This is a genomic window from Blastococcus sp. SYSU DS0539 (genome assembly GCF_054050855.1).
Window position 1 is genome coordinate 59,365 of the sequence record NZ_JBJHAF010000003.1, and the last position, 25,795, is coordinate 85,159.

The following is a 25,795-nucleotide window of genomic DNA, read 5'->3' on the forward strand; positions in this document are numbered from 1 at the left end:
GCGACCCTCCGTGGGCGTGCCGCCACCCCGACCAACGAGCAGGCTGCGGCGGTGTTCCCGGCCCGGGGACGGCGGCGCCGGCCGGGGGCGAGCGGTCAGGGGGCGGTGGTGGTGAGCCGGGTGTCGTCGGGCTCGGACGCCGTCTCGCCGACGACGACCGAGCGGCGCTTGGAGATCACCACCGCGACCACGACGACGACCACCGCGCCGAGCGCGATCGCCAGCCGGACCGGGGTGTTGGCGTCCTCCCCCACCGACAGGGCGACCACCGCGGGCGCGATGAGCAGCGCGACCAGGTTCATCACCTTGATCAGCGGGTTGATCGCCGGGCCGGCGGTGTCCTTGAACGGGTCGCCGACGGTGTCGCCGATGACGGTGGCCGCGTGGGCCTCGCTGCCCTTCCCGCCGTAGCTCCCGTCCTCCACCATCTTCTTCGCGTTGTCCCAGGCGCCGCCGGAGTTGGCGAGGAACACCGCCATGAGCGTGCCGGCGGCGATGGCGCCCACCAGGTAGGCGGCCAGCGGGCCGATGCCGAGCCCGAAGCCCACGGCCACCGGGGCGAGCACGGCCAGGAGGCCGGGCGTGGCCAGCTCGCGCAGCGAGTCCCTGGTGCAGATGTCGACGACGGCGCCGTAGTCCGGCCGCTCGGTGTAGGTCATGATCCCGGGGTGCGTGCGGAACTGCTCGCGCACCTCGAACACCACCCGCCCGGCCGCCCGCGACACGGCGCTGATGGCCAGCCCGGAGAAGAAGAAGACCACCGCGGCGCCGAGCACCGCGCCGACGACGTTGTCCGGGTTGACCAGGCTGAAGGCGTCGTCCAGGGAGGTGCCGGCGTCCTCCAGCGCGACGAGCACCTGCGCGTTGTAGGAACCGAAGAGCGCCGTGGCCGCGAGGACGGCGGTGGCGATGGCGATGCCCTTGGTGATCGCCTTGGTGGTGTTGCCGACGGCGTCGAGGTCGGTGAGCACCTGGGCGCCGTCGGCGTCGATGTCGCCGGACATCTCGGCGATGCCCTGGGCGTTGTCGCTCACCGGCCCGAAGGTGTCCATCGAGACGATGACGCCGGCCGTGGTGAGCAGCCCGCAGCCGGCGAGGGCGACCGCGTAGAGGGCCGCTCCGCCGCCGATGAGGAAGGCGCCGTAGACCGCCCCGCCGATGAGCAGTGCGGCGTAGACGGCCGACTCCAGCCCGAGCGAGATGCCGGAGAGGATCACGGTGGCCGGCCCGGTCAGGGAGCTGCGGCCGACGTCCTTGACCGGCTTGCGGCTGGTCTCGGTGAAGTAGCCGGTGAGCTGCTGGATGGCCGCGGCCAGGACGACGCCGACGAGCACGGCGACGAAGCCGAGCACCTGCGGGCTGACCGGCAGGTCGGTGCCGCCGCCGGTGCCGGGGAGGACGGTGAACGAGGCGACGGCGACCAGCAGCAGCGACACCGCGGCGGAGACGAAGAAGCCCCGGTTGATCGGGGCCAGGCCGTTGCGGTCGTTCTTGGCCGGATTGGTGGCCAGGACGCCCACGACCGAGGCGATGACGCCGATCGCGGCGACCACGAGCGGGAAGACCATGCCCACCGAGCCGAAGAAGACCTGCCCCAGGATGAGCGCGGCCACCAGGGTGACGGCGTAGGACTCGAAGAGGTCGGCGGCCATGCCGGCGCAGTCCCCGACGTTGTCCCCCACGTTGTCGGCGATGGTCGCGGCGTTGCGCGGGTCGTCCTCCGGGATGCCGGCCTCCACCTTGCCGACCAGGTCGGCGCCGACGTCGGCGGCCTTGGTGAAGATGCCGCCGCCCACGCGCATGAACATCGCCAGCAGCGCACCGCCGAACCCGAAGCCCTCGAGGACCACCGGTGCGGTCTCGTCGAAGAGCAGCAGGACCAGGGCCGCGCCGAACAGGCCCAGCCCGATGGTGATCATCCCGCAGACGCCGCCGGTGCGGTACGCGATGCGGAAGGCGGGCCGGTAGCCGCCGCCGCGCGCCGCCGCGGCCATCCGGACGTTGCCGCGGGTGGCCAGGGTCATCCCGATGAAGCCCACCAGCGCGGAGAACAGGGCGCCGACGAGGAAGAACACCGCCCGGCCCAGCCGCGTGCCCAGCCCGCCGTCGGCCACCGGGAGGATCAGCAGCACCGCGAAGACGATCACGGCGAAGACGGCGAGCGTGCGGAACTGCCGGCGCAGGTAGGCCGCCGCGCCCTCCTGCACCGCCCGCGCTATCTCCCGCATCTTCTCCGTGCCCTGGTCGGCGGCGAGGACCGCGCGGACCAGGTAGGCGGCGAAGACGAGGGCGGCCAGGGCGATGGCGAGGATGACGGCGACCAGCGCCGTCTCCCCGCCGGAGAGCGAATCGTCGAGCATGTGTCCCCCAAGCATCGGCGGCCGCCCGGGAGGCGCCGTGCTCCCCGGGATCGGCGGAGGTCGGCGTCCTGCGTCCCGGCCGGACCGGCCGGGGCGAGAACGCGGGAAGTGTAAGGGAAATCACACTTGGTGAGACCGTCTCGGCCCCCGCTTCCTCGATGGCCGTGCCGCGCGCTTGCGGCGGGGTGTGAGAGTGGATGGGTGACCGAGCGTGCGAGGTCACTCGAGGAGACAGCACCCGTGGGCACGCGGACGACGAGCGCCAGCGAGGAGGATGCGTGACCACGCTCCACCCGGTCCGGTCGGCTCCCCCTCCCGGCGCGGACGACGACCTCGCGCGCGAGGACGGGGCGGGCGGGGCCCGGCCGGCCGCGGGCGCGGTGCCGCCCGGCGGCGAGCTGCTGGCCGCCGTCCTGGCCGCGACCGCCGAGGACGAGCAGCCGGTCACGCACGTGCACCACGTCCCGGTGCGGGAGAGCCGCACCCTCGACTGGCCGGCGTGGACCGAGCCCGGGCTCCGCGATCGGGTGCAGGCCCGGGGCGTGCAGGCGCCGTGGCAGCACCAGGTGGCGGCCGCGGAGCTGGCCCGGGAGGGGCGGCACGTCGTCGTCGCGACCGGCACCGCGTCGGGGAAGTCGCTGGCCTACCAGCTGCCGGCGCTCACCCGGCTGGCCGAGGACCCGCGGGCCTGTGTGCTCTACCTGGCGCCGACCAAGGCGCTGGCCCGCGACCAGCTGGCGTCGGTGGCCGCGCTGGCCGACCCCTCGGTGCGGCCGGCCGCCTACGACGGCGACACCCCCGCCGAGGAGCGCGACTGGGTCCGGCGGCACTCCCGCTGGATCGTCACCAACCCCGACATGCTGCACCGCGGGATCCTGCCGGCCCACCAGCGCTGGTCGAGCACGCTGCGGCGGGTGGCCTACGTGGTCATCGACGAGTGCCACGCCTACCGGGGCGTCTTCGGCTCGCACGTCGGCCACGTGCTGCGCCGGCTGCGGCGGATCTGCCGGCGGTACGGCGCCGAGCCGGTGTTCGTGCTGGCCTCGGCCACGGTCGCCGACCCCGCGGCCGCCGCCACGCGGCTGGTCGGCGAGGACGTGGTGGCAGTGACCGACGACGGCTCCCCGCGCCCGGGAGCCACCTTCGCGCTGTGGGAGCCGCCGCTGACCGAGCGCACCGGCGAGCACGGGGCACCGCTGCGCCGGTCGGCCGCGGCCGACGCCGCCGGCCTGCTCGCCGACCTGGTCGAGCGGGGCGCGCGGACCCTGGCGTTCGTGCGGTCGCGGCGCAGCGCCGAGTCGGTGGCCGAGCAGGCCCGCCGGATCCTGGCCGACCGCGGCCGCGGCGACCTGGTGCGCCGGGTCGACTCCTACCGCGGCGGGTACCTGCCCGAGGAGCGGCGCGAGCTCGAGCGCGCGCTGTCGGCCGGTGACCTGCTCGGCGTCGCCACCACCAACGCCCTGGAGCTCGGCATCGACATCGCCGGGCTGGACGCCGTCGTGCTCGCCGGCTACCCGGGCACGCTGGCCTCGCTGTGGCAGCAGGCCGGCCGCGCCGGCCGGGCGCAGCGCGAGTCGCTGGTCGTCTTCGTCGCCCGCGACGATCCGCTGGACCACTACCTGGCCCACCACCCGCGGGCGGTCTTCGGCCGGCCGATCGAGGCCACCGTGACCGACCCCGCCAACCCCTACGTGCTCGGCCCGCAGCTGTGCTGCGCCGCCGCCGAGCTCCCGCTGACACCGGCGGACCTGGCCGACTTCGGCGGGCCGGTGGCCGAGGCGCAGCTCGACGAGCTGGTCGCCGCCGGTCAGCTCCGGCGCCGGCCCACCGGTTGGTACTGGGCCGGGCGCGGCCGCCCCGACGTCGACATCCGCGGCAGCGGGGACCAGCCGGTCGCGATCATCGAGGGGGGCACCGGGCGGCTGCTCGGCACCGTGGACGGGGGTGCGGCGCACTCGACCGTGCACGAGGGCGCGCTCTACGTGCACCGGGGCGACACCTTCGTCGTGGACGAGTTCGACGTCGACGACGCCTGCGCCGTCGTGCACCCGGAGAGCCCGGAGTGGACCACCGTGGCGCGGGACGTCACCGACCTCGCCATCGTCTCGATCGAGCAGACCCGGCGGCTGGGTGCGGTGACCGCGCACACCGGCGTCGTCGACGTGACCAACCAGGTGGTCGCCTACCAGCGCCGGCGGCTGGGCACCGGCGAGGTGCTCGCCGAGTTCCCGCTCGACCTCCCCGCCCGCCAGCTGCGCACCAAGGCGGTGTGGCTGACCCTGGACGAGCGGGCGGTGCAGCACGCGGAAGTCGACGACGCGGCGCTGCCCGGCTCGCTGCACGCCGCCGAGCACGCGGCGATCGGCATCCTGCCGCTGCTGGCCACCTGCGACCGCTGGGACCTCGGTGGCCTGTCCACCGCGCTGCACCCGGACACCGGCACCGCGGCGGTCTTCGTCTACGACGGCCACCCGGGCGGGGCCGGCTTCGCCGAGCGCGGGTACGCGGCGCTGCGCCGGTGGCTGCAGGCGACGCGGGCCACGGTGGCCAGCTGCGAGTGCGAGAGCGGCTGCCCGTCGTGCGTGCAGTCGCCCAAGTGCGGCAACGGCAACGATCCCCTGGACAAGGCCGGCGCGGTGCGGGTGCTCGACGTCGTCCTCGACGAGCTGGCCGCCGCCGACGAGCGCGGTGAGGCCGAACCCGACGACGGCGTGCAGGACGCGGCCGACGACGCTCCCACCGACGCGACCGGCGAGGCGGCGGACGAGGCGGCGGACGAGGACGACCTGGTCTTCTGAGCCCGGGGCCCTCACGCCGGCGCCTCCGGCCCGGCGCGGGCGCGGCCGTGCGCCCTGTGGTCCCCGAGCCGGCCCAGCCGCACGGGCACCGCGACCGCGACCTCGACGACGCCGCCCGCTGCCACCCGGCAGCCGGTCAGCTCGGCGCCGTTGGCGGCGGCGACGTCGGCGGCCGCGGTGCAGGCCGCCGGATCGCCGAGGACCGCCCGCCCGGCCGCGGCCAAGGCGGCGAGGTCCGCCGCCGCCCCGGCCCGGTGCCGGGCGACCGCCGCCACCCCGACCAGGACGGCGGCCGTGGCCAGCAGCGCCAGCACCGCCGCCAGCGCGAGCACCCAGATCGTCGCCGACCCCCGCTCGCCGCTCATCCGGGCGGCTCCGCGCCGGGCTCCCACCGCGCGGCCGCCTCGGCGGTCACGGTGATCCGCCAGGGCAGCGGCCCCAGCGGGGCGACCGCCGCACTCACCCGGACCCGGACCTCGTCCGCCGCGGTGGTGACGGTGGTGCGCGCGCCCTGCGGTGCGGCCCGGCCGGCCCAGCCGGTCACCGTGGCGAGGTCCTCGCCCCGCGACGCCGCCCGCACGCCCTCCCGGGCCGCGTCGACGCAGCGCAGCTGGGCGCCCACCACGGTGACCGCGGCGAGGGCGCCGACGAGCACCAGGAGCAGCACCGGCAGGACGACGGCGGTCTCGGCGGTGACCATGCCGGCCTCCGCACCCCGGCCCCGCCGGCGACGACCGCGCACGGCTCAGGAGAGCGTCGCGAGCGCGGCATCGACGAGGCCGGTCAGGCCCGAGACGATCGAGTCGCCGGTGACCACCCGGTAGAGCACCGCGGCGAAGGCGCACGCCGCCACGGTGCCGACGGCGTACTCGGCGGTGCTCATGCCGGCCTCCGCGGCCAGCTGCAGCCGCGCCCACCGGCGGGCCGGCCCGCCGCGCCGGCGGAGCGTGGCGGGGTTCCGCTACGCCGGGGGGGCCACGGCCCGGTGCGGGGCATACGGGTGCGTGGGGTCCGGGTGCGCGGGGTCCGGGTGCGCGGGGTCGAGCTGGGGCGAGTCGGCGTCGGGCAGGCGTGCGGTCACGGAGTTCCTCCTCGGTCGGGGCCCCGGCGGGGCCGTGGGACCGAGCCTCGGCGCTGCACCGGCCCCGGCCGAGGGCCGCGCGGCATCTGTGGAGAGCGCCGCCGGCTGTGGACGGCGCCCGCAGGACCGCGTCAGCCGAAGACGTCGCCGGCGATGCCGAGCACGAGCGGGACGACGCCCAGGCAGACGAAGGCCGGCAGGAAGCAGACGCCCAGCGGGGCCAGCACCCACACCCCGGCCCGCTGGACGGCTGCCTCCGCACCGGCCCGGGCCGCCGCCCGGGTCTCCGCCGCGAGGGCGGCCAGCGCGGGCACCGCGGCCGCGCCCGACTCCCCCGCCCGCACCAGGGCCCGCCCCAGCCCGCCGAGCTCGGCGGGGACGTCCGCCCACGCCTGCCGGGGCGCCGCGCCCAGCCGGTACAGGGCGGCGGCCGCGCGCAGGTGCGGCCCGAGCGGCGCAGGCACCGCGTCGCCCACCGCGGCGAGGGCCCCGGCGACCGGCAGGCCCGCGGCCAGGCAGGCGGCGAGCAGGTCGCAGGCCGCGGGCAGGTCCCGCGCCAGGGCCGCCCGCGCCTCGCCGTCCGGATCGGGACCCCGGCGGAGCAGCCGCTCGCTGGCCACCCCCACCCCGATCGCGGCGAGCACCCCGGGGACGCCCCCGACGAGCAGGCCGGCCGCGAGCCCCGCGCCCCCGGCCAGCGCCCACCGCCGTCGCCGCGCCCCGGCGTCACCAGCCCCGGCCTGCGCCGGGCCCCCCGGGCGGACCAGCCGGCGCACCCGCGCACCGGCGAGCGCCGCCCCCGGGACCCAGAGCGCGCACGCCACCGCGAGCAGCAGCACCGGCAGCTCGGGGGCCGGCGTCATCGGCCGATCCGGCGCACCAGCCGGCCGGTCCAGGCGATCCCGGCGACCTCCAGCAGCACGCCCGCGACCAGCAGGAGCTGCCCCGGGCCGGTGGCGGTGAGCACGTGCCACGGGTCGGCGCCGACACCGCTGCCCATGGCCAGCCCCAGCACCGGCAGACCGGCCAGCAGCCGGGCGCTGGACCGGGGGCCGGCGGTGGCGACCAGCAGCGCCCGCCGGTGCCGGAGCCTGGCCCGCAGGTCGTCCTCCACCGCGGCGACCACCGTGGCCAGCGAGCACCCGGTGCGGACGCTGAGCGCCACGGCCGCCGACAGCCGGGCGAGCTCCGCGGCGAGCCCGTCGCCGCCGGGCTCGCCCGCCGCCGCCACCGGGATGCCCGGAGCACGCACCGCCCCGACGAGGCCGGCGCCGGACCGCTGGTCGGGGCAGGCCGCGGCCGCCGTGCGGACCGCGACCTCCAGGGACCGGCCGGCGCGCAGCTCGCCGGAGAGCGCGCCGAGCGCCTCGGCCAGCGCCGCCACCCGCGCCTCTCCCGCCGCGGCGGCGCGGCGGGACGTCCAGGCGCGGGCGCCCAGGGCCGCGCAGCCACCGGCGAGCAGGGCCACCAGCGGGGTGCTCAGCACGGCCGCGAGTCCCCCGGCGCCGACGGCGGCCACCAGGGGCAGGGAGAGGCGGCCGGACGCGGGGGCCCGACCGGCGACCGCGCGCAGCCGTTCCCGCAGCTCGGCCCGCCCGTCCGGCCAGAGCAGGGCGGCGCCGGCCGCGGCGAGCAAGGCCGCGGTCACCGGCCGGACAGCCGGGCGCGCAGCGCGTCACCGGCCGGGCAGGGCCCGCCGTCGGCCCGCCAGCCCGGCTCGACCGTGACCAGCTCGCCCGCCCGGCGGAGCAGCCCGATCTCGTCCAGCCGCCGTCCTCCGGCGGTCCGCCGCAGGTGCAGCACGACCTCGAGCCCGGCGGCGGCCTGGCTGTGCACGGCCGCGCGCCCGAGGCCGGCCGCGACGCCGAGCGCCTCCAGCCGGGCCGGCACCTCGGCGGAGCGGTTGGCGTGCAGGGTGCCGCACCCGCCGTCGTGCCCGGTGTTGAGCGCGGCGAGCAGGTCGACCACCTCCGCGCCGCGGACCTCCCCCACGACCAGCCGGTCGGGGCGCATGCGCAGCGCCTGCCGCACCAGGTCGCGCAGGCCCACCGCACCGGCGCCCTCCACGTTCGGCGGTCGGGTCAGCAGCCGCACCACGTGCGGGTGCGGCGGGGTCAGCTCGGCGGCGTCCTCGCACAGCACCAGGCGCTCGGCCGGGTCGACCTCGCCCAGCAGGGCGGAGAGCAGGGTCGTCTTCCCCGATCCGGTGCCGCCGGTGACCAGGAAGGCCGACCGGCGCGCGAGCACCGCCCGCACCAGCGCCGCGCTCTCCCCGGGCAGCGTGCCCCGGTCCCGGAGGTCGGCCAGCGTCTGCGCGCACCGGCGCAGCACCCGCAGCGACAGGCAGGTGCTCCCACCCGACACCGGCGGCAGGACGGCGTGCAACCGGGTGCCGTCGGCGAGGCCGACGTCCACCCAGGGCGCCGCGTCGTCGAGCCGGCGCCCGCCCGAGGCGGCCAGCCGGACGGCCAGCCGGCGCACGGCCTCCTCGTCGGCGAACCGGACCCCGGCGGCCCGCTCCAGCCCGGCGCCGCGGTCCAGCCACACCTCGTCGGGCCCGTTGACCAGCACGTCGGTGACGCCGGGCAGCCGCAGCAGCGGCTCCAGCGGGCCCGCGCCGGCCAGCTCGTCGACGGCGTCGCGCACCGCGCGCAGGACCTCGCCGTCGCCCAGCAGGCCGCCGGCCTCCTGGCGCACCAGCGCGGCCACCCCGGCCCGCGACGGCGCCTGCTCCTCCACGGCCAGCCGCGCCCGCACCCGGTCCAGCAGCGACGGCGCGCTCACCGGCCGCCCTCCCCGTCCAGGCTCGCGAGCACCCGGCGGGCCAGCCCGGCCAGGGGTGACCGGGCCGCGGCGCCCGGGGGCTGCCCGCGCTCGCCCCGGGCCACCGCGCCGCGGTCGTGCGCCAGCTCGGCCAGCACGGGGCGGCCCACCACCTCCGCGACGTCCTCGGGGGCCAGGCCGCCCGGGAGGGTGCGCACCACCAGCCGGGCCGACGACCACGGGGCGTCGTCGGCGTCGACCAGCTGGCGGGCGGCCGTCGCCGCCCGGAGCCGGGCGGGCACCACCAGCAGCGCGAGGTCGGCGTCGGCGAGCACGTCCTGCGGCCCGCGCCCGACGCCGTCCGGCCCGGGCCGGGGCAGGTCCACGACGACCGGGCGGCCGGTCGCCCGCGCGGCGTCGACCACCGCCGTCAGCGCCTCGCCGGGGATCGGCGTGGCACAGCCCCGGTCGGCCGAGAGCAGGTGCACCCCGCCGACCTCGGGCAGCGCGGCGAGCAGCGCCTCGCCCGCCACTCCCCCGCGCAGCCCGGTCAGCCCCGGCCAGCGCAAGCCCTCGGCGAGCTCGGCCCCCAGCAGGAGGTCCAGCCCGCCGCCCCAGGGATCGGCGTCGAGCAGCACCGCGCCCCGCGGGGCGGCGACGGCCAGCGCGGCCGCCACCGTGCTCGCTCCCGCGCCACCGCAGGCGCCGCCCACCGCGACCAGCGGACCCCGCTCGGCCGGGGCGCGGACCGCGGCCGCGCAGCGGGTGAGCAGCCACGTCTCGTCGGCCGGCAGCACGGCGACCCTCTCCGCGCCGACCTCCACCGCGGCCGCCCACTCCGTCGGGGGCAGCTCCCTCGGGGCGACCACGACGACGCCGGCGCGGCGGGGCAGCGCGCGGACGGCGCCGGCGGTCAGCGCGTCGGCCCCCAGCAGCACCAGCGGCGCCGCCCGGTGCGCCCGCCGCAGCGCCGGGCCGCCGGTGGCCAGCTCCGGCTCGGCCCCGGCGGCCGCGAGCAGCCGGAGCAGCTCGTCGAGCAGCTCCTCGTCGCAGCTGACGACCAGGGGGCGGGGAGGCCGGGGCACCGGCGGCAGGACGGGCACGGCGCCGACTCCACCGTGCAGTGGGCAGACACTGCCAGAACGGGAGCGGAACTGTGGATGACTCCATCGGGTGTGGACGGAGTGCGCGCTCCGTTCCACCCTGCCGATCGACCTACAGTGACTTCCGTGTCCCGCGCCGCGGCGTTCTTCGATCTCGACAAGACGGTCATCGCCAAGTCCAGCACCCTGGCCTTCGGCCGGCCGTTCTTCCACGGCGGGCTGATCAACCGGCGCGCCGTCCTGAAGACCGCCTACGCCCAGTTCGTCTTCTCCGTCGCGGGCGCCGACGCCCAGCAGATGGACCGGCTGCGCGCCCAGCTCACCGCCATGGTCACCGGCTGGGACGCCGCCACGGTGCACGAGATCGTCCACGAGACCCTGCACGAGATCGTCGATCCGCTGGTCTACGCCGAGGCGGCCGACCTGATCGAGGAGCACCGCGCCGCCGGCCGGGAGATCGTCATCGTCTCCAGCAGCGGGGCGGAGATGGTCGAGCCGATCGGGGAGATGCTCGGCGTCGACCGCGTCGTCGCCACCCGGATGGTCACCGTCGAGGGCCGCTACACCGGCGAGATCGAGTTCTACGCCTACGGCGAGCACAAGGCCGAGGCCATCCGCGCCCTGGCCGCCGAGGGCGGCTACGACCTGGCCGACTGCTACGCCTACAGCGACTCGATCACCGACCTGCCGATGCTGGAGGCCGTCGGCCACCCCACCGCGGTCAACCCCGACCGCGGGCTGCGCAAGGCCGCTCTGCAGCACGGCTGGCCCGTGCGGCGCTTCGAGCGCCCGGTGAGCATGCGCGCCCGTTTCTCCGTGCCGCCGGCACCGGTGGTGACCGGCGCGGCCATGGGCGTCGGCGCGGCCGTCGTCGGTCTGGCCTGGTACGCCCGCCACCGGGCGGTGCGCGCCGGGCTCCTGCCCGCCGAGGGGCCGGCGCCGGGGCGCCGTCGGCGCCCCGGCGCCTGACCGCAGGTCAGCGCCCGAACCGCTCCCGCACCCCGTCCAGGAGCGAGCGGACCCCCGAGACCGGGGAGAACGCCCGGGCCGCCGTCGTCAGCGCGGCCACCTCGTCGTCGGCCAGCCGCAGGTCGTCGGCCGCGGCGTTGAACTCCAGCTGCTCCACGCTCGACGCCCCGGGGATCACCACCACCCGCGGCTGCGCGATCAGCCACGCCAGCGCCACCTGGGCGGGGGTGGCGTCGTGGGTCGCGGCGACCTCCCGCAGCACCCCGAGCAGCGGCTCGACCCGCCGGAGGTTCTCCGTGCCGAACAGCGGGTTGACCGCCCGCACCCCGCCCGGCCGGTTCGCCACCGAGTACCGCCCGCCCAGCAGGCCCTGCGCGAGCGGGCTGTAGGCGATGACCAGCCGGTCCTCGCGCTCGGCGAAGGGGACCAGGTCCTCCAGCGGGGCGGCGTGCGCCAGGGAGAACTGCACCTGGTTGGCCAGCACCGGCACACCGAGCGCGCCGTCGGCGGCGCGCCAGCGGTCCAGCGAGTAGTTGGAGACGCCGGCCGCACCGATCCGCCCCTCGTCCAGCAGCGCCCGCATCCCCGGCATCGTCACGCTGTCGGGCACCACCGGGTTGGGCTGGTGCACCTGGTAGAGCGGGATGCGGTTCAGCCCCAGGCGGCGGGCGCTGCCGGCCCAGCGCTGCCGCACGACCCGCGGGAACGGGGCGACCGGGAAGATCTTGCTGGCGACGACGACCTGGTGGCGATCCTCGCCCAGCGCCTCGCCCAGGATCGTCTCGCTCCGCCCGAAGCCGTAGATCTCGGCGGTGTCGAACAGGGTGATGCCCAGCTCGCGCGCCCGGCGGACGATGTCCCCGGCCGCCCGGTCGGCGTAGGCGTCGCCGTAGCCCCACTCGCGGGAGCCGAACTGCCAGGTGCCCAGGCCGATGCGGCTGACGGGCCCGAGCCCGGGGACGTCGAGGGTGCGCATGCCCCCAGTGTCCCGTCCCGGCGCGCCCGGCGCCGGGTTCAGCCCCGGAGCAGGCTCTCGCAGATGGCCAGGCCCTCCAGGGCGCCGTGCTCGGTGGCCCGGCAGCAGTGCACCAGCCAGGCGGCGACGCCCTCGGGCGTGCCGGCGGCGTAGCCGGCCAGCGCCTCGCCGTAGGCCTCGCGGCCCAGCTCGACGAAGCCCACCTCGGGCACCGACACGGCCTTGGGGTCCAGGCCCCGTGCGATGCCGGTCAGCCGGGCGGCCCCGCGGGCGAGGACGCCGTCGGCCACCCCGAAGGGCGCCAGCGCGGCCAGCTCGCCGTGCACCAGGCCGGCGACGACGACGGCCGGCGCGGCGGTGGCGCCGGTGATGATCGAGAACAGCCCGGACAGCCGGGCCCCCGCGTGGGCGGCCGGGCGGCCCAGGTCGGCCGGCGCGGCCAGGTCGGCGGCCGCCAGCACGTGCAGGCGGGCGAGCACCTGCCCGGGCGCCCTGGCCCAGGTCTCGACCATCGACCCGAGCGCCGCGGACACCCGCAGCGAGCCCTGCACCACCGGGTCCTCGACCGAGCCGGCCCGCAGCTCCGCGAGCGGCACGTCCACGCCGGCCAGTGCCGCCGAGGCGCGGGCCCCGCGCAGGGCGGACTCGGTGCTGACGCCGGCCGACTCCCGGCGCAGCACGCGGTGGCCCAGCAGCCGGTCGATGCCGGCGCGGGCGGCGTCGGCGGCCTCCCGCACCCCCGGCAGTTCGAGCAGGGGGGCCAGCGGGTCGGGGGCACCCGGGCGGGCGGCCGGGCGCGCGGCACCGGAGCGGACGGGGATGGTCACGGCACGACGGTACGAGGCGGGCCGGAACGTCCGCCCACCCCCTGCCCTACGCTGCCTCCTGCCATGGCCCGCCCCATCACCCTCCTGCTCGTGCGCCACGGGCAGAGCGAGTGGAACGCCGCCGGCCTCATGCAGGGGCAGATCGCGCACGTGCCGCTGACGCCGCTCGGGCACACGCAGGCCGAGGCAGCCGCCGCGGAGCTGGCCGCGCTCCGGCCGGGCGTCCTGCTGTCCAGCGACCTGCTCCGCGCGGTGCAGACCGCCGAGCACTGCTCCCGGGCCACGGGGCTGCCGTTCCGCACGACCCCCGCGCTGCGCGAGCAGGGCTACGGGGTGCTCGAGGGGCGGCCGTCGCACGAGCTGTGGGACGTCGTCGACTGGTCCGACGCGCACTGGTCCGCCGAGGGCGGCGAGAGCCTGGCCGAGCTGCACGCGCGGGTGGCGGCGTTCCTGGCGCAGCTGTGCGCCGAGCCACCGGCCGACGTGGTCGCCCTCGTCACGCACGGGGACACCATCCGCGCGGCCCAGGCCGTGGCGGCCGGGCTCGGGCCGGATGCGATGCCCGCGATCACCCCGCACAACGGCTCGGTGACCCGGCTCGAGGTCTGCGAGTGACGACGACCCGGCCGCGAGGACCGGGTCGTCGTGCCGCTCATCGCCGGCGGAGGAAGCTCTGCACCATGCGGCCGATGCCGCCGCCGGAGCTCGCGGGAGCCCCGCGCCCGCGTCCCGTGCCCCGGCCCATGCTGCCGCGCGTGGTGGCGCGGCCCATGCCACGCCCCGGCCGTGCGGCGCCCCGTCCACCCCGGGCCGCACCCCGGGTCGCGCTCTGCGCCGTGCCCATCAGCTTTCCGAGAATGCTCATGGAGGGCACGTGCCCACGGCTCTCCAGACCGACGCGGCGACGGCGCGTCAGCCCGGCGTGACGCGGCGTGCCGTCACTGCGGGCACGCCGGCGCGCACCGTAAGCCGATCAGCCGCTGACCTCCACCAGGTCGATGACGAAGACCAGCGTCGAGCCGGCCGGGATGGGCCCGCGGGGCTGGTCGCCGTAGCCGAGGTCGCTGGGGATGGTGACCACCCGGCGTCCGCCGACCTGCATGCCGGTGATGCCCTGCTCGAAGCCGGCGATGACCTGGCCCGCGCCGAGGGTGACCGGCAGCGTCTCGTCGGCCCCGCGGCTCCAGGACGAGTCGAACTCCTCGCCGGTCTCGTAGAACGCACCGACGTACTTCACCGCGACGGTGGTGCCCTCGACGGCCTCGGCGCCGTCCCCGACGACGACGTCCTCGACGACGAGCTCCGTCGGCGGCTCGGCGTCGGACGCCGGCACCTCGGGGGCGACCGAGAGGTCGGTGGAGACCTCCTCCGCCACGGCCGCCGTCGACCCGCCGGACGACTCCGCTCCGTCCTCGCCGCCGCAGGCGGTCAGGACGACGGAGAGGAGCAGGGCGAGCAGCGCCCCGGGAACGGTGCGGCGGGTCATGGGAACTCCTGGACGAGCGCGTGCTCGGATCGGGGTCGGGACGGCGGGCAGCGCGGCCCGGGCGACTGCGGAGGGGGCGTCACGGCCCCGTCCGGCCCATCGTCCCAGAACCGCCGGATGCCCCCTGGCCCGGCATGATCACCGCATGCCGCGCACCGGTTCGCCGTCCCCGTCCGCCCGGCCCGTCGGGTGAAGGTCGTGGTGGCCGGTGGGTCCGGTGCGCTGGGCCGCCGGTCAGGCGGCGCCGAGGGCGTCGGCCATCCGGTGGTGGACGACGGCCTCGGCCGCCCGGCTCTGCCGCTCGAGCGTGCGGGCCAGGGCCCGGCGGGCCCAGCCGTTGCTCGGCGCCAGGTCGACCAGCCGGGTCAGGGACTCCTCGGCCGGGCCCAGCTGCGCCGAGCCGTAGTAGGCGCGGGCCAGCAGCTCCAGGGCCGCCTCGTTGCGCGGCTCGGCGTCGACGACCGGCTGCAGGAGGCGCGCGGCCTCGGTGGGCTGACCCATGTTCAGGCAGAGGTCCGCCCGGAGGAACTCCGAGTGCAGGTCGAACTCGTTCGGCTGGGACATGCCCCGGCCAACGCGCCCGGCACCCGGCCGCTTCCCCGCGCTCACTCCTCCGGTTCCGGGAACCGGGCGCCCGCGGCCAGCTCGGTGCCGTCGGCCACCCGCGCCGCACGGCCGACCAGGGTGATGTCGCCGTCGCCGCCGACCGACGCCCCGCTGCCGATGTCGACGCCGTCGTCGAGCACCGCCCGGGTCACGGTCGCGCCCGCGCGCACCCGGACGCCGGGCAGCAGCACCGAGTCGACGACGGTCGCCCCCCGCTCGATCACCACCCCCGGCGAGACGACGGAGCCGCGCACCTCACCGCCGACTCGGGTGCCACCGGAGATCAGGCTGTCCTCGACGACGGCCCCGCCGAGCACGCGGGCGGCGCTGTGCCGGCCGCCGCGGGTGCGCACCGGCCACCGCGGCGCGTCGAGGTCCAGCGGCGGCTCCTCGGCGATGAACTCGCGGTGCGCCTCCCAGTAGGCCGGGATGGTGCCGACGTCGCGCCAGTAGCCCTGCAGCGGGTAGGCGCGGGCCAGCCCCTCGGCCGTCTGGGCCGGCAGCAGGTGCGAGCCCAGGTCCTCCAGGCCCTGCTCCCCGACGTCCGCGTTGAGCGCCTCGAGCCGGTCGAGCGTGGGGGTCGGGGAGAACACGAAGACCTCGTTGGTGGCGGTCGTCGTCGCCGGCTCGTCCGGCTTGTAGGCGTACCCGCTGACCGTGCCGCCGTCGCCCACCTCGACGATGCCGTAGCGGGAGGCGTCGTCGGGCGCGACCTCGGTGGTGACCATCGTGACCTCGGCGCCGGAGCCCAGGTGCGCCTCGACGACCTCCCGGTAGTCGAGCTTGTAGACGGCGTCGGCGCTGACGACGACGAGCGCGTCGGCGCCGAAGGCGCGGATGAGCTCGGCGTGCCGCCACAGCGAGTCGGCGGTGCCGGTGTTCCAGCCGCCGCGCTCGGTGCCCTTGTACGGGGGCAGGGTCAGCAGCCCGCCGGCCGTCCGGTCGAGGTCCCAGGGCCGGCCGTTGGACAGGTGGTCGTGCAGCGAGGTGGGGTGGAACTGGATGGACACCCACACGTCGGCGATCTGGGAGTTCTGGCAGTTGCTCAGCGGGAAGTCGATGAGCCGGTAGACCCCGGCGAACGGGACGGCCGGCTTCGCCCGCTGCTCGGTGAGCAGTTCGAGGCGGCCTCCGGCGCCACCGGCGAGGACGAGGACGAGGATCCGCGGGAGCGCCATGCCCCCCTCGCTACCCCGCCGCGGGCCGGCACACCCACGCCGTGCGGACCGGACGGAAGGCGCCCGGCCGGGTCAGCGCCGGACGGAGGCGACGAAGCCCCGGACCCGGTCCTGGAGCTCCCGCGCCCGCTCGGCGACCACCTCCGCGGGATCCCGCTGCTGCAGCCACGGCGGGATCTCCGTCCGCACCCGCTCGGAGCACCGCAGATCGGCGCAGATGTAGGTGCCCACCGTGTTGCCGTTGCGCCCGGCCGCGCCGCTGCGGCGGGCGGTGAACAGCGAGACGCCGTCGCCGGACCGCGCCGTCTGGCAGAGCAGGCACATCGCCGCCGTCCGGCTGGACATGCTCGTGTCGGCGGCCCGCACCGCGATGCCGACGGTCTCGCCGTCGACCTCGGTGACCAGGTAGCCGCGCAGGGGCGCCTTCGGGTCACGCCAGCCGAGCACCTCCTGCTCCGCCCACTCCAGCGAGCCGAACTCCTCGGGCAGCGTGAGGACCGTGGCCTCGCCGCGGGAACAGTTGATGAACGAACGCCGGACCTGGGTCTCGGACAGGGGTCTCACCGGAGTGCCTCTTCCTGGGGTGGTGCATGCGGCCGGCGACGATCATCGGTGATCGGCCCGCCCCGCTCACCCGGTTTTCCGGGCGCCGCCCTCATCAGGCGGGCAGCTCGCCGCCCGGTCCGGCGGCCTCGGCGAGCAGCCGCTCGCGGTGCTCCTCGGGCAGCAGGTCGACGTAGACGGTGCCGTCGAGGTGGTCGACCTCGTGCTGGAGGCAGCGGGCGGCCATCCCGGTCGCCTCGATGGTCACCGGGTCACCGTGCAGGTCGACGCCGTCCACCCGGGCCCGGAAACTGCGCGGGAGCACGGCGTACGGGCCGGGCACCGACAGGCAGCCCTCCTCGGTGACCTCCTCCGCGGGCTCCTCCCCGACCGGCGGCAGCAGGGTGAGCAGCGGGTTCACGACGTAGCCGACGACGTCCTCGCCGTCGGCGTCCGGGCAGTCGATGACGAAGACCCGGGCGTCCACCCCGATCTGGTTGGCGGCCAGCCCCACCCCGTCGGCGGCTTCCATGCTGGCGAACATGTCGAGCACCAGCCGGCGCAGCGCGTCGTCGAAGGCGGTCACCTCGGCGCACCGGCGGTGCAGGACCGGGTTGCTGCCGTAGGTGACGATCGGCCGGGCGACGCCGTCGTAACGGCCGAACAGGCGCATGCCGATCGATCCTAGGGACGGGCGTCCCGGCCGGCGGACGGCCCCGGCGCACTTGGCAGCATGACGCGGTGCCCCGCCCCGCCCCCGATCCCGCGACGACCCTGGGCCTCGCCCTGGGCGCGCTCGCCGACCTCGCCCTGGCCGATCCCCGCCGGGGCCACCCCGTCGCCGGGTTCGGCACGCTCGCCGCCGCGCTGGAGCGGCGGACCTGGCGCGACTCGCGTGCCGCGGGGGCCGCCCACTGGGCCGTGCTGGTCACCGGCACGACCGCCCTCGGCGTCGCGGCCGACCGCGCCACCCGGCGCCGTCCGGTCCTGCGCACGGCGGTCACCGCGGCGGCGACCTGGGCGGTGCTGGGCGGGACGTCGCTGGGCCGGGCGGCCGGCCGGATGCACGGCGCCCTGGCCGCCGGCGACCTCGCGGCGGCCCGGGCCACGCTGCCGAGCCTGGCCGGGCGCGACCCGAGCGCCCTGCACGAGCCCGGCCTGGCCCGCGCGACGGTGGAGTCGGTCGCGGAGAACACCTCCGACGCCGCCGTCGCCCCGCTGTTCTGGGGTGCCGTGGCCGGGCTGCCCGGCCTCCTCGGGTACCGGGCGGTCAACACGCTGGACGCGATGGTGGGCCACCGCTCCGCCCGGTACCGGCGCTTCGGCTGGGCGGCGGCCCGCGCCGACGACGTCGCCAACTGGGTGCCCGCCCGGCTGACCGCAGCCCTCACCGTGGCCTGCGCGCCGCTGGTCGGCGGCTCCGCCGGCGGGGCGTGGCGGGTGTGGCGCCGGGACGGCGCCGCCCACCCCAGCCCCAACTCGGGGCGGTGCGAGGCGTCGCTGGCCGGCGCGCTCGACCTCCGACTGGGCGGCCGCAACGTCTACGGCAGCCGGGTGGAGGACCGGCCGGCACTGGGGCACGGCCGGGCCCCGGCTCCCGGCGACATCCCCCGGGCGGTCGCGCTCTCCCGCGCGGTGTGGACGGCGGCGGCGATCGCGGCGGTCCTGGCGCGCCGTCCGCGCTTGTGCACCACGCCGCGGGGCTGCGGGACCACCGGGAAGCCGGCCGGATCCACCCGCGGGTGGCTGGCCGGCGGGTCGGCCGGTCCGCTGCCACCCCGCAGCCTGACCAGGACCGTGGCCACCGACAGGTAGCCCAGCCCGAGCAGCACCAACACCGTCACCGCGACGCCACCTGTCTCCATGGCGCGCTCACCGTCGTCTGAGCGTCGGGGCCCGGCTCCGCCGCGTCGCGACACCCCGGGCAACGGCACGCGGGCTCACCGGCCCCGGTCCCGGTGAGCCCGCGTGCTGCTGCGACCACCCCGGTGGCGGCATACCGTCGCGGCATCGGACGGGCCGCCCCCGCGGGGCCGGAGCACCGCGGGGTCGAGCAGCCGGCGCGCGGAGCCTGCCGGGACACCGGCACGCCCTCCACCGAGGAGGCCGACAGATGTCGACACCCGCACCGCCCGGCACCCGCTCGGCGGCCTCCTCCGGCCGGGGCTCCGGGTCCGCCCGCACCGTCACCCGGCCCCCCGCCGCCCCGTCCGCCGCGGCGGGTCGCTACCGCTTCGACCGGCGCACCGGGAGCTGGTGGTGGTCGCCGGAGATGCACGAGGTCCTCGGTCTCGACGCCACCGTGACCGAACCCGGCACCGCGGCGCTGTTGAGCGTGCAGCACCCCGACGACGGCAGCCGGTTCCTCGCCGCCCTCACCGCCTGCGGGGCGGGGCGCCCGTTCGTGCTCGAGACCCGGGTCGTCCACCCGGCACGGGCCCAGCGCTCGGTGGTGCTGCTGGGCGAGCCGGCCCGCGACGACACCGGAGACGTGCGCGCGGTCGAGGGGATCTGCGTCGACATCACCGACTGCCGTCCGCCGGTGCGCGCGCCGGAGGGGGCCGACGAACTGCGGGCGGAGATCGCCCAGCTGCGGACGGCCATGGCCAGCCGGGCGGTGATCGAGCAGGCCAAGGGCGTCCTCATGGTGCTCACCGGCTGCACGGAGCAGGTCGCGTTCGACCTGCTGGCCCACATCTCCAGCCACACCCACCGCAAGGTGCGCGAGGTCGCCGAGGTGCTCACCGGCTCGGCGGCGCGGCACGGCGGGCTGCCCGAGGACGTGCGCGCCATCCTCCGCGACGCCTGCCCGCCGGCGTAACCGCCGACGGGCGCACGCCCGCCGGGGCCCGCCGCCGGAGCCGCCGCCCCGTCGCCGGGTGGGTTCCGGCAGGATCGCCGGCAACCCGTGGTGTCCGGGGTCGCGGCTACCGGAGCCGCCGAGGAGGGAGCCCCGATGTTCTACGTCCTGGCCACGTTCGTGCTGCGACCGCTGCTCTTCCTCCTGTGCCGGCCGCAGATCACCGGCCGCGAGAACGTGCCGCTCGACCGCCCGGTGATCCTCGCCAGCAACCACTTGTCCTTCATCGACAGCATCGTCATCCCGCTGGCCGCCCCGCGCCGGGTCGCCTACCTGGCGAAGGCCGAGTACTTCACCGGCCGGGGGGTCAGCGGGTGGCTCACCCGCACGCTGTTCACCGCGCTGGGCGCGTACCCGGTCGAACGGGAGACCCACCGGGCCGCGCAGGCGGCGCTGGACACCGCCCTGGGGATCCTGCGGGGCGGCACCGCCTTCGGCCTCTACCCGGAGGGCACCCGCTCCAAGGACGGCCGGCTGGCCCGCGGCAAGACCGGGGTCGCCTGGCTCGCGCTGACCGCCGACTGCCCCGTCGTCCCGGTGGCGGTGCACGGCACCGACAAGGTGCAGCCGGTGGGCGCCCGCTGGCCGCGGCCGCACCGCATCGCCATCACCTTCGGCGAGCCGCTGACCTTCCCCGAGCTGGCGGGGCAGGCCAACCGCAACCGGGCCCGCCGCGAGGTGACCGATCGGATCATGGTGGCGATCGCGGAGCTGTCCGGTCAGGAGACGGCCGGCTGGGACCTCCCCCGCGACGCCGCGTGAGCGGCGCGCTCCTCGTCGCCGGCACCACCTCGGACGCCGGGAAGTCCGTCGTCACCGCCGGCATCTGCCGGTGGCTGGCGCGCCAGGGCGTGTCGGTGGCGCCGTTCAAGGCGCAGAACATGAGCAACAACTCCGTGGTCACCCCGGACGGCGCCGAGATCGGCCGGGCGCAGGTGATGCAGGCGGCCGCGGCGGGGGTGCCGCCGGAGGCGGCCATGAACCCGGTGCTGCTCAAGCCGGGCGGCGAGAACTCCAGCCAGGTGGTGGTGCTCGGTCGCGCCGTCGCCGACGTGACCGCGCTGTCCTACCGGCCGATGAAGGCGGCGCTGCTGGAGCAGGTGCTCGAGTCGCTGGCGGACCTGCGGTCGCGGTTCGACGTCGTCGTCTGCGAGGGCGCGGGCTCCCCCACCGAGATCAACCTGCGGGCCGACGACATCGCCAACATGGGCCTGGCCACCGCGGCGGAGCTCCCGGTGGTGGTCGTCGGGGACATCGACCGGGGCGGGGTCTTCGCCGCCCTGCACGGCACGGTGGCGCTCATGCCGCCGGCCGACCAGCGGCTGGTCGCCGGCTTCCTGGTCAACAAGTTCCGCGGTGACGTGCGGCTGCTGCGCCCCGGGCTGGACCAGCTGGCCGCGCTCACCGGCCGGCCGGCCCTCGGGGTGCTCCCCTGGCTCGGCGGCCTGGAGCTGGACGTCGAGGACTCGCTGAGCGCGCCGCCGGCGTCGTCGGGGGCCCCTCCGGTCGGGGACGACGTCCTGCGGATCTCGGTCGCCCGGCTCCCCCGGCTGTCGAACGTGACCGACCTCGACGCGCTGGCCGCCGAGCCCGGGGTGCTGGTGCGGTACGCCACCCGCCCCGAGGAGCTCGCCGACGCCGACCTGGTCGTGCTCCCCGGCACCCGCGCGACGGTGGCCGACCTGGCGTGGCTGCGCAGCACCGGCCTGGCCGACGCCGTGCTGCGCCGGGCCGCGGACGGAACGCCGGTGCTCGGCATCTGCGGAGGGCACCAGATGCTGGCCCGGACGATCACCGACGAGGTGGAGTCGCGGGCGGGCACCGTGCCCGGGCTGGGGCTGCTGCCGGCCGAGGTCCGCTTCGCCCCGGAGAAGACCCTCGCCCGCCCGGTGGGCTCCGCGCTGGGCGAGCCGGTGCGGGGCTACGAGATCCACCACGGCGTGGTGACCGTCGACGGCGACGCCGTGCCCTTCCTCGACGGCGCCCGCGCCGGCGCCGTCTTCGGGACGACCTGGCACGGCGCGCTGGAGAACGACGGCTTCCGCCGGGCCTTCCTCACCGAGGTCGCCCGCATCACCGGCCGCCGGTTCGTGCCGGCTCCGGGCACCGACTTCGCGGCCGTGCGCGAGGCCCGGCTGGACCGGCTCGGCGACCTGATCGCCGAGCACGCCGACACCGAGGCCCTGTGGCGGCTGATCGAGTCGGGGCCGCCGGCCGGCCTGCCGCTGCTGCCGCCAGGGGCCGACTTCAGCCCTCGGTGAGCCGCGCTCGCACGTCGTCCGGCCAGGGGGTGGCGCGGCCGTCGGTCACGGAGACGTAGGTGGTTCGGACGACGCAGCAGATCCGCTCGCCCACGCGCACGGTGAAGCGCACCGTCGCGCTGGTGCGGCCGACCTTCTCCGTCTCGGCGTCCACGGCGACGGTGTCGCCCCAGCGGGCGGACGACGCCCACTCCAGCGAGCTGGCCTTGACCACCGGGTCGATCCCGCGGGTGACCAGCTCGTCCCAGGCGAACCCCTGCGCGGCCCACCACCCGTTGGAGGCCTCGTCGGCCCACGTCAGGTAGTGGGCGTTGAAGACGACGCCCTGCTGGTCGCACTCGACGTATCGGACGGGGGAGCTCCACACCTGCGGCACGAGGCGCCACGCTAGCCCGGGCACCGTCTACGGTCGTCGCGTGCCCGCCGCTCCCCCGCCTCCGCCCCCCGCCGACGAACCCGCGCTCGCCGGCTACCGGACGCCGGGCGGTCTGGTGCTGGACAAGGTGATCGACCACCTGGACGCGCACTGCCGGGAGTTCATCGCGCACTCCCCCTTCGCCACGCTGGCCACCGCGGACGCCGAGGGCTGGCCCGACGTCTCACCGCGCGGGGGCGACCCGGGCTTCGTGCACGTCCTCGACGAGCGCCGGCTCCTGCTCCCCGACCGGCCGGGCAACAACCGCGTCGACAGCCTGCGGAACGTGGCCGCGAACCCGCGCGCCGCGCTGATGTTCCTCGTCCCCGGCGTCGAGCAGACCCTCCGCGTGTACGGCACGACGACGCTGGTCGCCCCGGCCGACCTGCCCGTGGACCTCACCGAGTTCGGCCGCGCCCCGCTGTCGGTGCTCGTCCTCGAGGTGCGGCGGGCTTACTTCCAGTGCCCGAAGTCGGTCATGCGCTCGGGCCTGTGGGACCCGGCGAAGCGGATCGACCCGAAGGCGCTGACCCCCTTCGGCCGGGTGCTCCGGGACCACTGCGCGCTGGCGGACGACCTGCCCGACGACGCGACGATCCGGGCGGGGCTGGCCGAGGAGCTGTAACCCGCCCCCGATGTCGGCCCCTGGCCCTAGCCTCCGGCCATGGCGTTCGACGTCCAGATCACGATCGACTGCTCCGCGCCCCACGAGCTCGCCGACTGGTGGGCCGAGGTCCTCGGGTGGCAGGTGGAACCGCAGGACGAGGCGTTCATCCGCCGGATGGTCGAGACGGGGGCCGCGGCGGAGGAGGAGACCACCCGGCACCGCGGCGCCCTGGTGTGGCGGGTCGGGGCGGCGGTCCGGTCACCGGATCCCGATCGTCCCCGGCTGCTCTTCCAGCGGGTGCCGGAGCCCAAGGCGGGGAAGAACCGGCTGCACCTGGACGTGCGCGTGGGCCCCGAGCGGCGGGAGGCGGAACTCACCCGGCTGCTGGGCCTGGGCGCCACCGAGCTGTGGCGCGCGTCGCAGGGGCCGTTCGACTGGGTCACGCTGGCCGATCCCGAGGGGAACGAGTTCTGCCTGGCCTGAGCCTCCGGACGGGGCCCGACGGTCGGTCTCAGCCGGCGCGCAGGTCGCGGGCGAGCTTGCGGTCGGCCACCGCCCGCTCGGCGAGGGCGCGCACGCGCAGCCGCCGGCGTCTGCGGCTGGAGCCGAAGTAGCGGGCATCCTCGACCAGCTGGAAGGCCGCGAGGACGCTCGCCTGCACCTCGCGTGCCCGCGGGACGGCGGGTCGGGCCGGCTCGGCCGAAGTCATGGAGACCCCCTTCTCCGGGGCCCGCCAGCACGCGCCCCGCGTCCATGGTGCCCCCCTGCCGGCCCCGCCAACCCCGACCGTCACCGATTGGTGCCGATGTGTCACGTGTGACACCTCGTGACCTCGCCGTGCTCCGGCCCGTCCGGCGGCGCTCCGTACGGTGCTGCGCATGGCAGCTGCGGCACGACCGGTCCGGACGGTGGTGCGCGCGGTCGGCCGCGTGCTGGGCACGCTGCGCCGCGCTCCCCGGGCTGCCCGGGCCCCCCGGGCCCGCCGGGCCCGCGCCACCGGGCGCGGGACGTCGTCCGCCCGGCCGGCGCCCGACGTCAGCTACGCGCCGCACGACGACGACCGCCCCGACCCCGGGGAGGTGGTGTGGGCCTGGGTGCCGTTCGAGGAGGACGACGGCCGGGGCAAGGACCGCCCGGTGCTGGTCATCGGCCGGCGCGGCGACGAGTTGCTGGGGTTGATGCTCAGCAGCCAGGACCACGACCGGGACGCCGAGGAGGAGGCGCGCCACGGCCGGCGGTGGATTGACGTGGGCACGGGCGCCTGGGACCCCCGCGGGCGCCCCAGCGAGGTGCGGCTCGACCGGCTGCTGGTGCTGGACCCGGCGATGGTCCGCCGGGAGGGCGCGGCGCTGGACCGCGTCCGGTTCGAGCGCGTCGTCGGCGAGGCGCGCCGCGTGCAGGGCTGGTGACCCGCTCGGTCAGTCGGCGGCCGACTCGTCGCGGGCGGGCCGGCGCGCCTGCGGGCGCAGGTTGTAGACGCCGACCCCGTCGCTGAGCGGCTCCAGGTCGTAGCGGTGCACGACCTTGGGCCCACCGTGCAGGTGGACGTGGGTCACCGTCGGCAGCGGGTCGCCGTGCCGCGCCGCGCGGATCTCGACCCGCCCGTCGAGGGGGCCGCCGACGAACAGCAGCACCGCGTCGTCGGTGCCGGCCTCCGCAGCGGCTGGCTTCTGCTCGGACAGCTGGGTCTCCTCCCCCTCGTGCGCCGACCCACGAGGGTAGGCGCGGACCGGCCGCTCGTCAGGGCCGGCCGCGCACCCGTGCCGACGGGGCGTCACCCGGACGGCGACCGCCGGAGCCAGCGGGCCACCAGCGGCGCGCTGAAGAGCATGACGAACAACCGCAGCACCTGGACCGACAGGACGAACGTGGTGTCGGCGCCGGAGCCGCGTGCGGTGGCCAGCACCGCGTACAGGCCGCCCGGGGTGGTGGCGAGGTAGCCGTCGAGCGCGGTCGCCCCGGTGGCCGCGGCGAGCAGGCCGCCGAGGCCCGCGCAGGCGAGCACCAGGAGCAGGATGATCGCCAGCGCGAGCGGCAGGGCGCGGCCGATCGCGCCGAGGCTGTCCCGGGTGAAGCTGACGCCGACCTGCACCCCGATCACCAGGAAGGCGGCGCTCTCGACGAGGCCGGGCACCTCGGCGCCGCGGGAGAGCCCGGTCAGGTCGGCGACCGCGGCGACGACGAGCGGGCCCAGCAGCGCCGCGACCGGCACCCGCAGCAGCCGGCCCGCGACCAGCCCGACCACCGAGCAGCCGACCGTGAAGGCCAGACCGGCGGGCCAGCCGGGGCCACCGGCGCCGGTTGCCGGCCCGGCACCCGCGGTGGCGCCGTAGGCGGTCGTGGCGACGACGGGCATCAGCAGCACGATGAGCAGCACCCGGAGGTACTGCAGGACGGCGACCATCCGCTCGTCCGCGCCGAGGTCGCGGGCCATCACCACGATCCCGGAGGCGCCGCCGGCGATCATCGCGAACGCACCGGTCACCGGGCTGATGCCGCGGTGCAGCCGCAGCGCCGCCCCGGCCAGCAGGCTCAGCAGGAGGGTGCCGACGGTGACCAGCAGGACCGGCAGCCAGTTGGCGGCCACCGCCCGCAGCGTGCCGAGGTCGACGAGCGCACCCAGTGCCACCCCGATGACCGCCTGCCCGGCCGTGGCGGCGGTCCCCGGCACGCGCGCCGGGGACCGCACGGCCAGCGCCCGGACCAGGCCGGCCACCAGCCCGCCGAACAGCGCGGGCGAGGGCAGCCCGGCGAGATCCAGCAGCAGGGCCAGGCCCGCGGCGCCGGCGACGACGGCGGCCGCGTCCAGCAGCCTCGCGCCCCACCTGTCCCGCACCCGTCCCCCGCTCCACCGCCGGTCCGCCGGCGATCACTCTGCCGGGTGCACCCACCTCGTCGCTTCCCCGCCGAGGAGGCAGAGGTCCCCGTCCGGTCGGTCGGGTCACGCCACACTCCCGTTACA

General features: G+C 77.3%; 29 protein-coding genes. 10 read left to right on the forward strand and 19 right to left on the reverse strand.

What is annotated here, in order from left to right; all coding sequences use genetic code 11:
• Window positions 1-95: 95 nt before the first annotated feature.
• Complete coding sequence (locus ACI790_RS04610; protein WP_456568614.1) at window positions 96-2,360, reverse strand: sodium-translocating pyrophosphatase; 2,265 nt, start codon at window positions 2,358-2,360, stop codon at window positions 96-98.
• 278 nt (window positions 2,361-2,638) lie between these two features.
• Between ACI790_RS04610 and ACI790_RS04615 the strand changes: the two genes are divergently transcribed.
• Window positions 2,639-5,158: a DEAD/DEAH box helicase gene (locus ACI790_RS04615; protein WP_456568615.1), complete on the forward strand. Its 2,520-nt coding sequence runs from the start codon at window positions 2,639-2,641 to the stop codon at window positions 5,156-5,158.
• Window positions 5,159-5,169: 11 nt separating this feature from the next.
• Here the strand turns inward: ACI790_RS04615 and ACI790_RS04620 are convergent, their stop codons facing one another.
• From ACI790_RS04620 to ssd, 7 genes are all read right to left on the reverse strand, one after another.
• Complete coding sequence (locus tag ACI790_RS04620; RefSeq protein ID WP_456568616.1) at window positions 5,170-5,523, reverse strand: Rv3654c family TadE-like protein; 354 nt, start codon at window positions 5,521-5,523, stop codon at window positions 5,170-5,172.
• Entirely contained in the window at window positions 5,520-5,858 is a 339-nt protein-coding gene (locus ACI790_RS04625; RefSeq protein ID WP_456568617.1) for a TadE family type IV pilus minor pilin, read from the reverse strand. Before ACI790_RS04625 ends, ACI790_RS04620 begins: the two co-directional genes overlap by 4 nt.
• A gap of 45 nt (window positions 5,859-5,903) precedes the next feature.
• Window positions 5,904-6,065 carry a DUF4244 domain-containing protein gene (locus ACI790_RS04630; protein ID WP_456568913.1) on the reverse strand — a complete coding sequence of 54 codons (162 nt, stop codon included), beginning with the start codon at window positions 6,063-6,065 and terminating at the stop codon, window positions 5,904-5,906.
• A 305-nt stretch (window positions 6,066-6,370) separates the two neighbouring features.
• Window positions 6,371-7,102 carry a type II secretion system F family protein gene (locus ACI790_RS04635; RefSeq protein WP_456568618.1) on the reverse strand — a complete coding sequence of 244 codons (732 nt, stop codon included), beginning with the start codon at window positions 7,100-7,102 and terminating at the stop codon, window positions 6,371-6,373.
• A complete protein-coding gene (locus tag ACI790_RS04640; protein ID WP_456568619.1) occupies window positions 7,099-7,887 on the reverse strand; it encodes a type II secretion system F family protein in 789 nt (262 codons plus the stop codon). The genes ACI790_RS04635 and ACI790_RS04640 overlap by 4 nt, the downstream gene beginning before the upstream one ends.
• Window positions 7,884-9,023, reverse strand: a complete 1,140-nt coding sequence (locus tag ACI790_RS04645; protein WP_456568620.1) for a TadA family conjugal transfer-associated ATPase — start codon at window positions 9,021-9,023, stop codon at window positions 7,884-7,886. Before ACI790_RS04645 ends, ACI790_RS04640 begins: the two co-directional genes overlap by 4 nt.
• Entirely contained in the window at window positions 9,020-10,105 is a 1,086-nt protein-coding gene (ssd, locus tag ACI790_RS04650; RefSeq protein WP_456568621.1) for a septum site-determining protein Ssd, read from the reverse strand. Before ssd ends, ACI790_RS04645 begins: the two co-directional genes overlap by 4 nt.
• A 126-nt stretch (window positions 10,106-10,231) precedes the next feature.
• Here ssd and ACI790_RS04655 point away from each other — a divergent pair, with 126 nt between their 5' ends.
• Window positions 10,232-11,074: an HAD family hydrolase gene (locus tag ACI790_RS04655; protein WP_456568622.1), complete on the forward strand. Its 843-nt coding sequence runs from the start codon at window positions 10,232-10,234 to the stop codon at window positions 11,072-11,074.
• Window positions 11,075-11,081: 7 nt separating this feature from the next.
• Here the strand turns inward: ACI790_RS04655 and ACI790_RS04660 are convergent, their stop codons facing one another.
• Complete coding sequence (locus ACI790_RS04660; protein WP_456568623.1) at window positions 11,082-12,050, reverse strand: aldo/keto reductase; 969 nt, start codon at window positions 12,048-12,050, stop codon at window positions 11,082-11,084.
• 38 nt (window positions 12,051-12,088) lie between these two features.
• The gene (locus tag ACI790_RS04665; RefSeq protein WP_456568624.1) at window positions 12,089-12,877 is read right to left on the reverse strand and encodes an oxidoreductase; all 789 of its coding nucleotides are present in this window, start codon (window positions 12,875-12,877) and stop codon (window positions 12,089-12,091) included.
• A gap of 63 nt (window positions 12,878-12,940) precedes the next feature.
• Here ACI790_RS04665 and ACI790_RS04670 point away from each other — a divergent pair, with 63 nt between their 5' ends.
• Entirely contained in the window at window positions 12,941-13,492 is a 552-nt protein-coding gene (locus ACI790_RS04670) for a histidine phosphatase family protein (RefSeq protein WP_456568625.1), read from the forward strand.
• 358 nt (window positions 13,493-13,850) lie between these two features.
• Here ACI790_RS04670 and ACI790_RS04675 read toward each other — a convergent pair whose 3' ends face one another.
• From ACI790_RS04675 to def, 5 genes are all read right to left on the reverse strand, one after another.
• Window positions 13,851-14,363 carry an FKBP-type peptidyl-prolyl cis-trans isomerase gene (locus tag ACI790_RS04675; protein ID WP_456568626.1) on the reverse strand — a complete coding sequence of 171 codons (513 nt, stop codon included), beginning with the start codon at window positions 14,361-14,363 and terminating at the stop codon, window positions 13,851-13,853.
• A gap of 234 nt (window positions 14,364-14,597) precedes the next feature.
• Window positions 14,598-14,927 (reverse strand): tetratricopeptide repeat protein, encoded by a 330-nt coding sequence (locus ACI790_RS04680; protein WP_456568627.1) that lies wholly within the window; start codon window positions 14,925-14,927, stop codon window positions 14,598-14,600.
• Between the two features lie 41 nt (window positions 14,928-14,968).
• The gene (locus ACI790_RS04685) at window positions 14,969-16,147 is read right to left on the reverse strand and encodes a glucose-1-phosphate adenylyltransferase family protein (RefSeq protein WP_456568628.1); all 1,179 of its coding nucleotides are present in this window, start codon (window positions 16,145-16,147) and stop codon (window positions 14,969-14,971) included.
• Window positions 16,148-16,219: 72 nt separating this feature from the next.
• Window positions 16,220-16,711 carry an FBP domain-containing protein gene (locus tag ACI790_RS04690; protein WP_456568629.1) on the reverse strand — a complete coding sequence of 164 codons (492 nt, stop codon included), beginning with the start codon at window positions 16,709-16,711 and terminating at the stop codon, window positions 16,220-16,222.
• Between the two features lie 94 nt (window positions 16,712-16,805).
• Entirely contained in the window at window positions 16,806-17,363 is a 558-nt protein-coding gene (gene def, locus ACI790_RS04695; RefSeq protein WP_456568630.1) for a peptide deformylase, read from the reverse strand.
• Window positions 17,364-17,431: 68 nt separating this feature from the next.
• Between def and ACI790_RS04700 the strand changes: the two genes are divergently transcribed.
• The 4 genes from ACI790_RS04700 to ACI790_RS04715 all read left to right on the forward strand — a co-directional run bounded on the left by ACI790_RS04700 (window position 17,432) and on the right by ACI790_RS04715 (window position 21,811).
• Window positions 17,432-18,505, forward strand: coding sequence for a cobalamin biosynthesis protein (locus tag ACI790_RS04700; protein ID WP_456568631.1), 1,074 nt, complete (start codon window positions 17,432-17,434; stop codon window positions 18,503-18,505).
• A 298-nt stretch (window positions 18,506-18,803) separates the two neighbouring features.
• Complete coding sequence (locus tag ACI790_RS04705; RefSeq protein ID WP_456568632.1) at window positions 18,804-19,511, forward strand: ANTAR domain-containing protein; 708 nt, start codon at window positions 18,804-18,806, stop codon at window positions 19,509-19,511.
• 135 nt (window positions 19,512-19,646) lie between these two features.
• Complete coding sequence (locus ACI790_RS04710; protein WP_456568633.1) at window positions 19,647-20,312, forward strand: lysophospholipid acyltransferase family protein; 666 nt, start codon at window positions 19,647-19,649, stop codon at window positions 20,310-20,312.
• Window positions 20,309-21,811 carry a cobyric acid synthase gene (locus tag ACI790_RS04715; RefSeq protein ID WP_456568634.1) on the forward strand — a complete coding sequence of 501 codons (1,503 nt, stop codon included), beginning with the start codon at window positions 20,309-20,311 and terminating at the stop codon, window positions 21,809-21,811. Before ACI790_RS04710 ends, ACI790_RS04715 begins: the two co-directional genes overlap by 4 nt.
• Here the strand turns inward: ACI790_RS04715 and ACI790_RS04720 are convergent.
• On the reverse strand, window positions 21,798-22,187 hold the full coding sequence (locus ACI790_RS04720; protein WP_456568635.1) for an acyl-CoA thioesterase: 390 nt from the start codon (window positions 22,185-22,187) through the stop codon (window positions 21,798-21,800). The genes ACI790_RS04715 and ACI790_RS04720 overlap by 14 nt on opposite strands.
• Before the next feature lie 40 nt (window positions 22,188-22,227).
• On the opposite strand from ACI790_RS04720, the gene ACI790_RS04725 reads away from it, so the two are divergent.
• Both ACI790_RS04725 and ACI790_RS04730 read left to right on the forward strand, forming a co-directional pair.
• On the forward strand, window positions 22,228-22,851 hold the full coding sequence (locus tag ACI790_RS04725; RefSeq protein WP_456568636.1) for an MSMEG_1061 family FMN-dependent PPOX-type flavoprotein: 624 nt from the start codon (window positions 22,228-22,230) through the stop codon (window positions 22,849-22,851).
• Window positions 22,852-22,890: 39 nt separating this feature from the next.
• Window positions 22,891-23,316: a VOC family protein gene (locus ACI790_RS04730; protein ID WP_456568637.1), complete on the forward strand. Its 426-nt coding sequence runs from the start codon at window positions 22,891-22,893 to the stop codon at window positions 23,314-23,316.
• 28 nt (window positions 23,317-23,344) lie between these two features.
• Here the strand turns inward: ACI790_RS04730 and ACI790_RS04735 are convergent, their stop codons facing one another.
• Entirely contained in the window at window positions 23,345-23,542 is a 198-nt protein-coding gene (locus tag ACI790_RS04735; protein ID WP_456568638.1) for a hypothetical protein, read from the reverse strand.
• A 169-nt stretch (window positions 23,543-23,711) separates the two neighbouring features.
• Here ACI790_RS04735 and ACI790_RS04740 point away from each other — a divergent pair, with 169 nt between their 5' ends.
• Entirely contained in the window at window positions 23,712-24,242 is a 531-nt protein-coding gene (locus ACI790_RS04740) for a type II toxin-antitoxin system PemK/MazF family toxin (protein ID WP_456568639.1), read from the forward strand.
• A gap of 9 nt (window positions 24,243-24,251) precedes the next feature.
• On the opposite strand, the gene ACI790_RS04745 is transcribed toward ACI790_RS04740, so the two are convergent.
• A complete protein-coding gene (locus tag ACI790_RS04745) occupies window positions 24,252-24,611 on the reverse strand; it encodes a hypothetical protein (RefSeq protein ID WP_456568640.1) in 360 nt (119 codons plus the stop codon).
• The gene (locus ACI790_RS04750; protein WP_456568641.1) at window positions 24,608-25,669 is read right to left on the reverse strand and encodes an AbrB family transcriptional regulator; all 1,062 of its coding nucleotides are present in this window, start codon (window positions 25,667-25,669) and stop codon (window positions 24,608-24,610) included. Before ACI790_RS04750 ends, ACI790_RS04745 begins: the two co-directional genes overlap by 4 nt.
• Window positions 25,670-25,795: the final 126 nt, after the last annotated feature.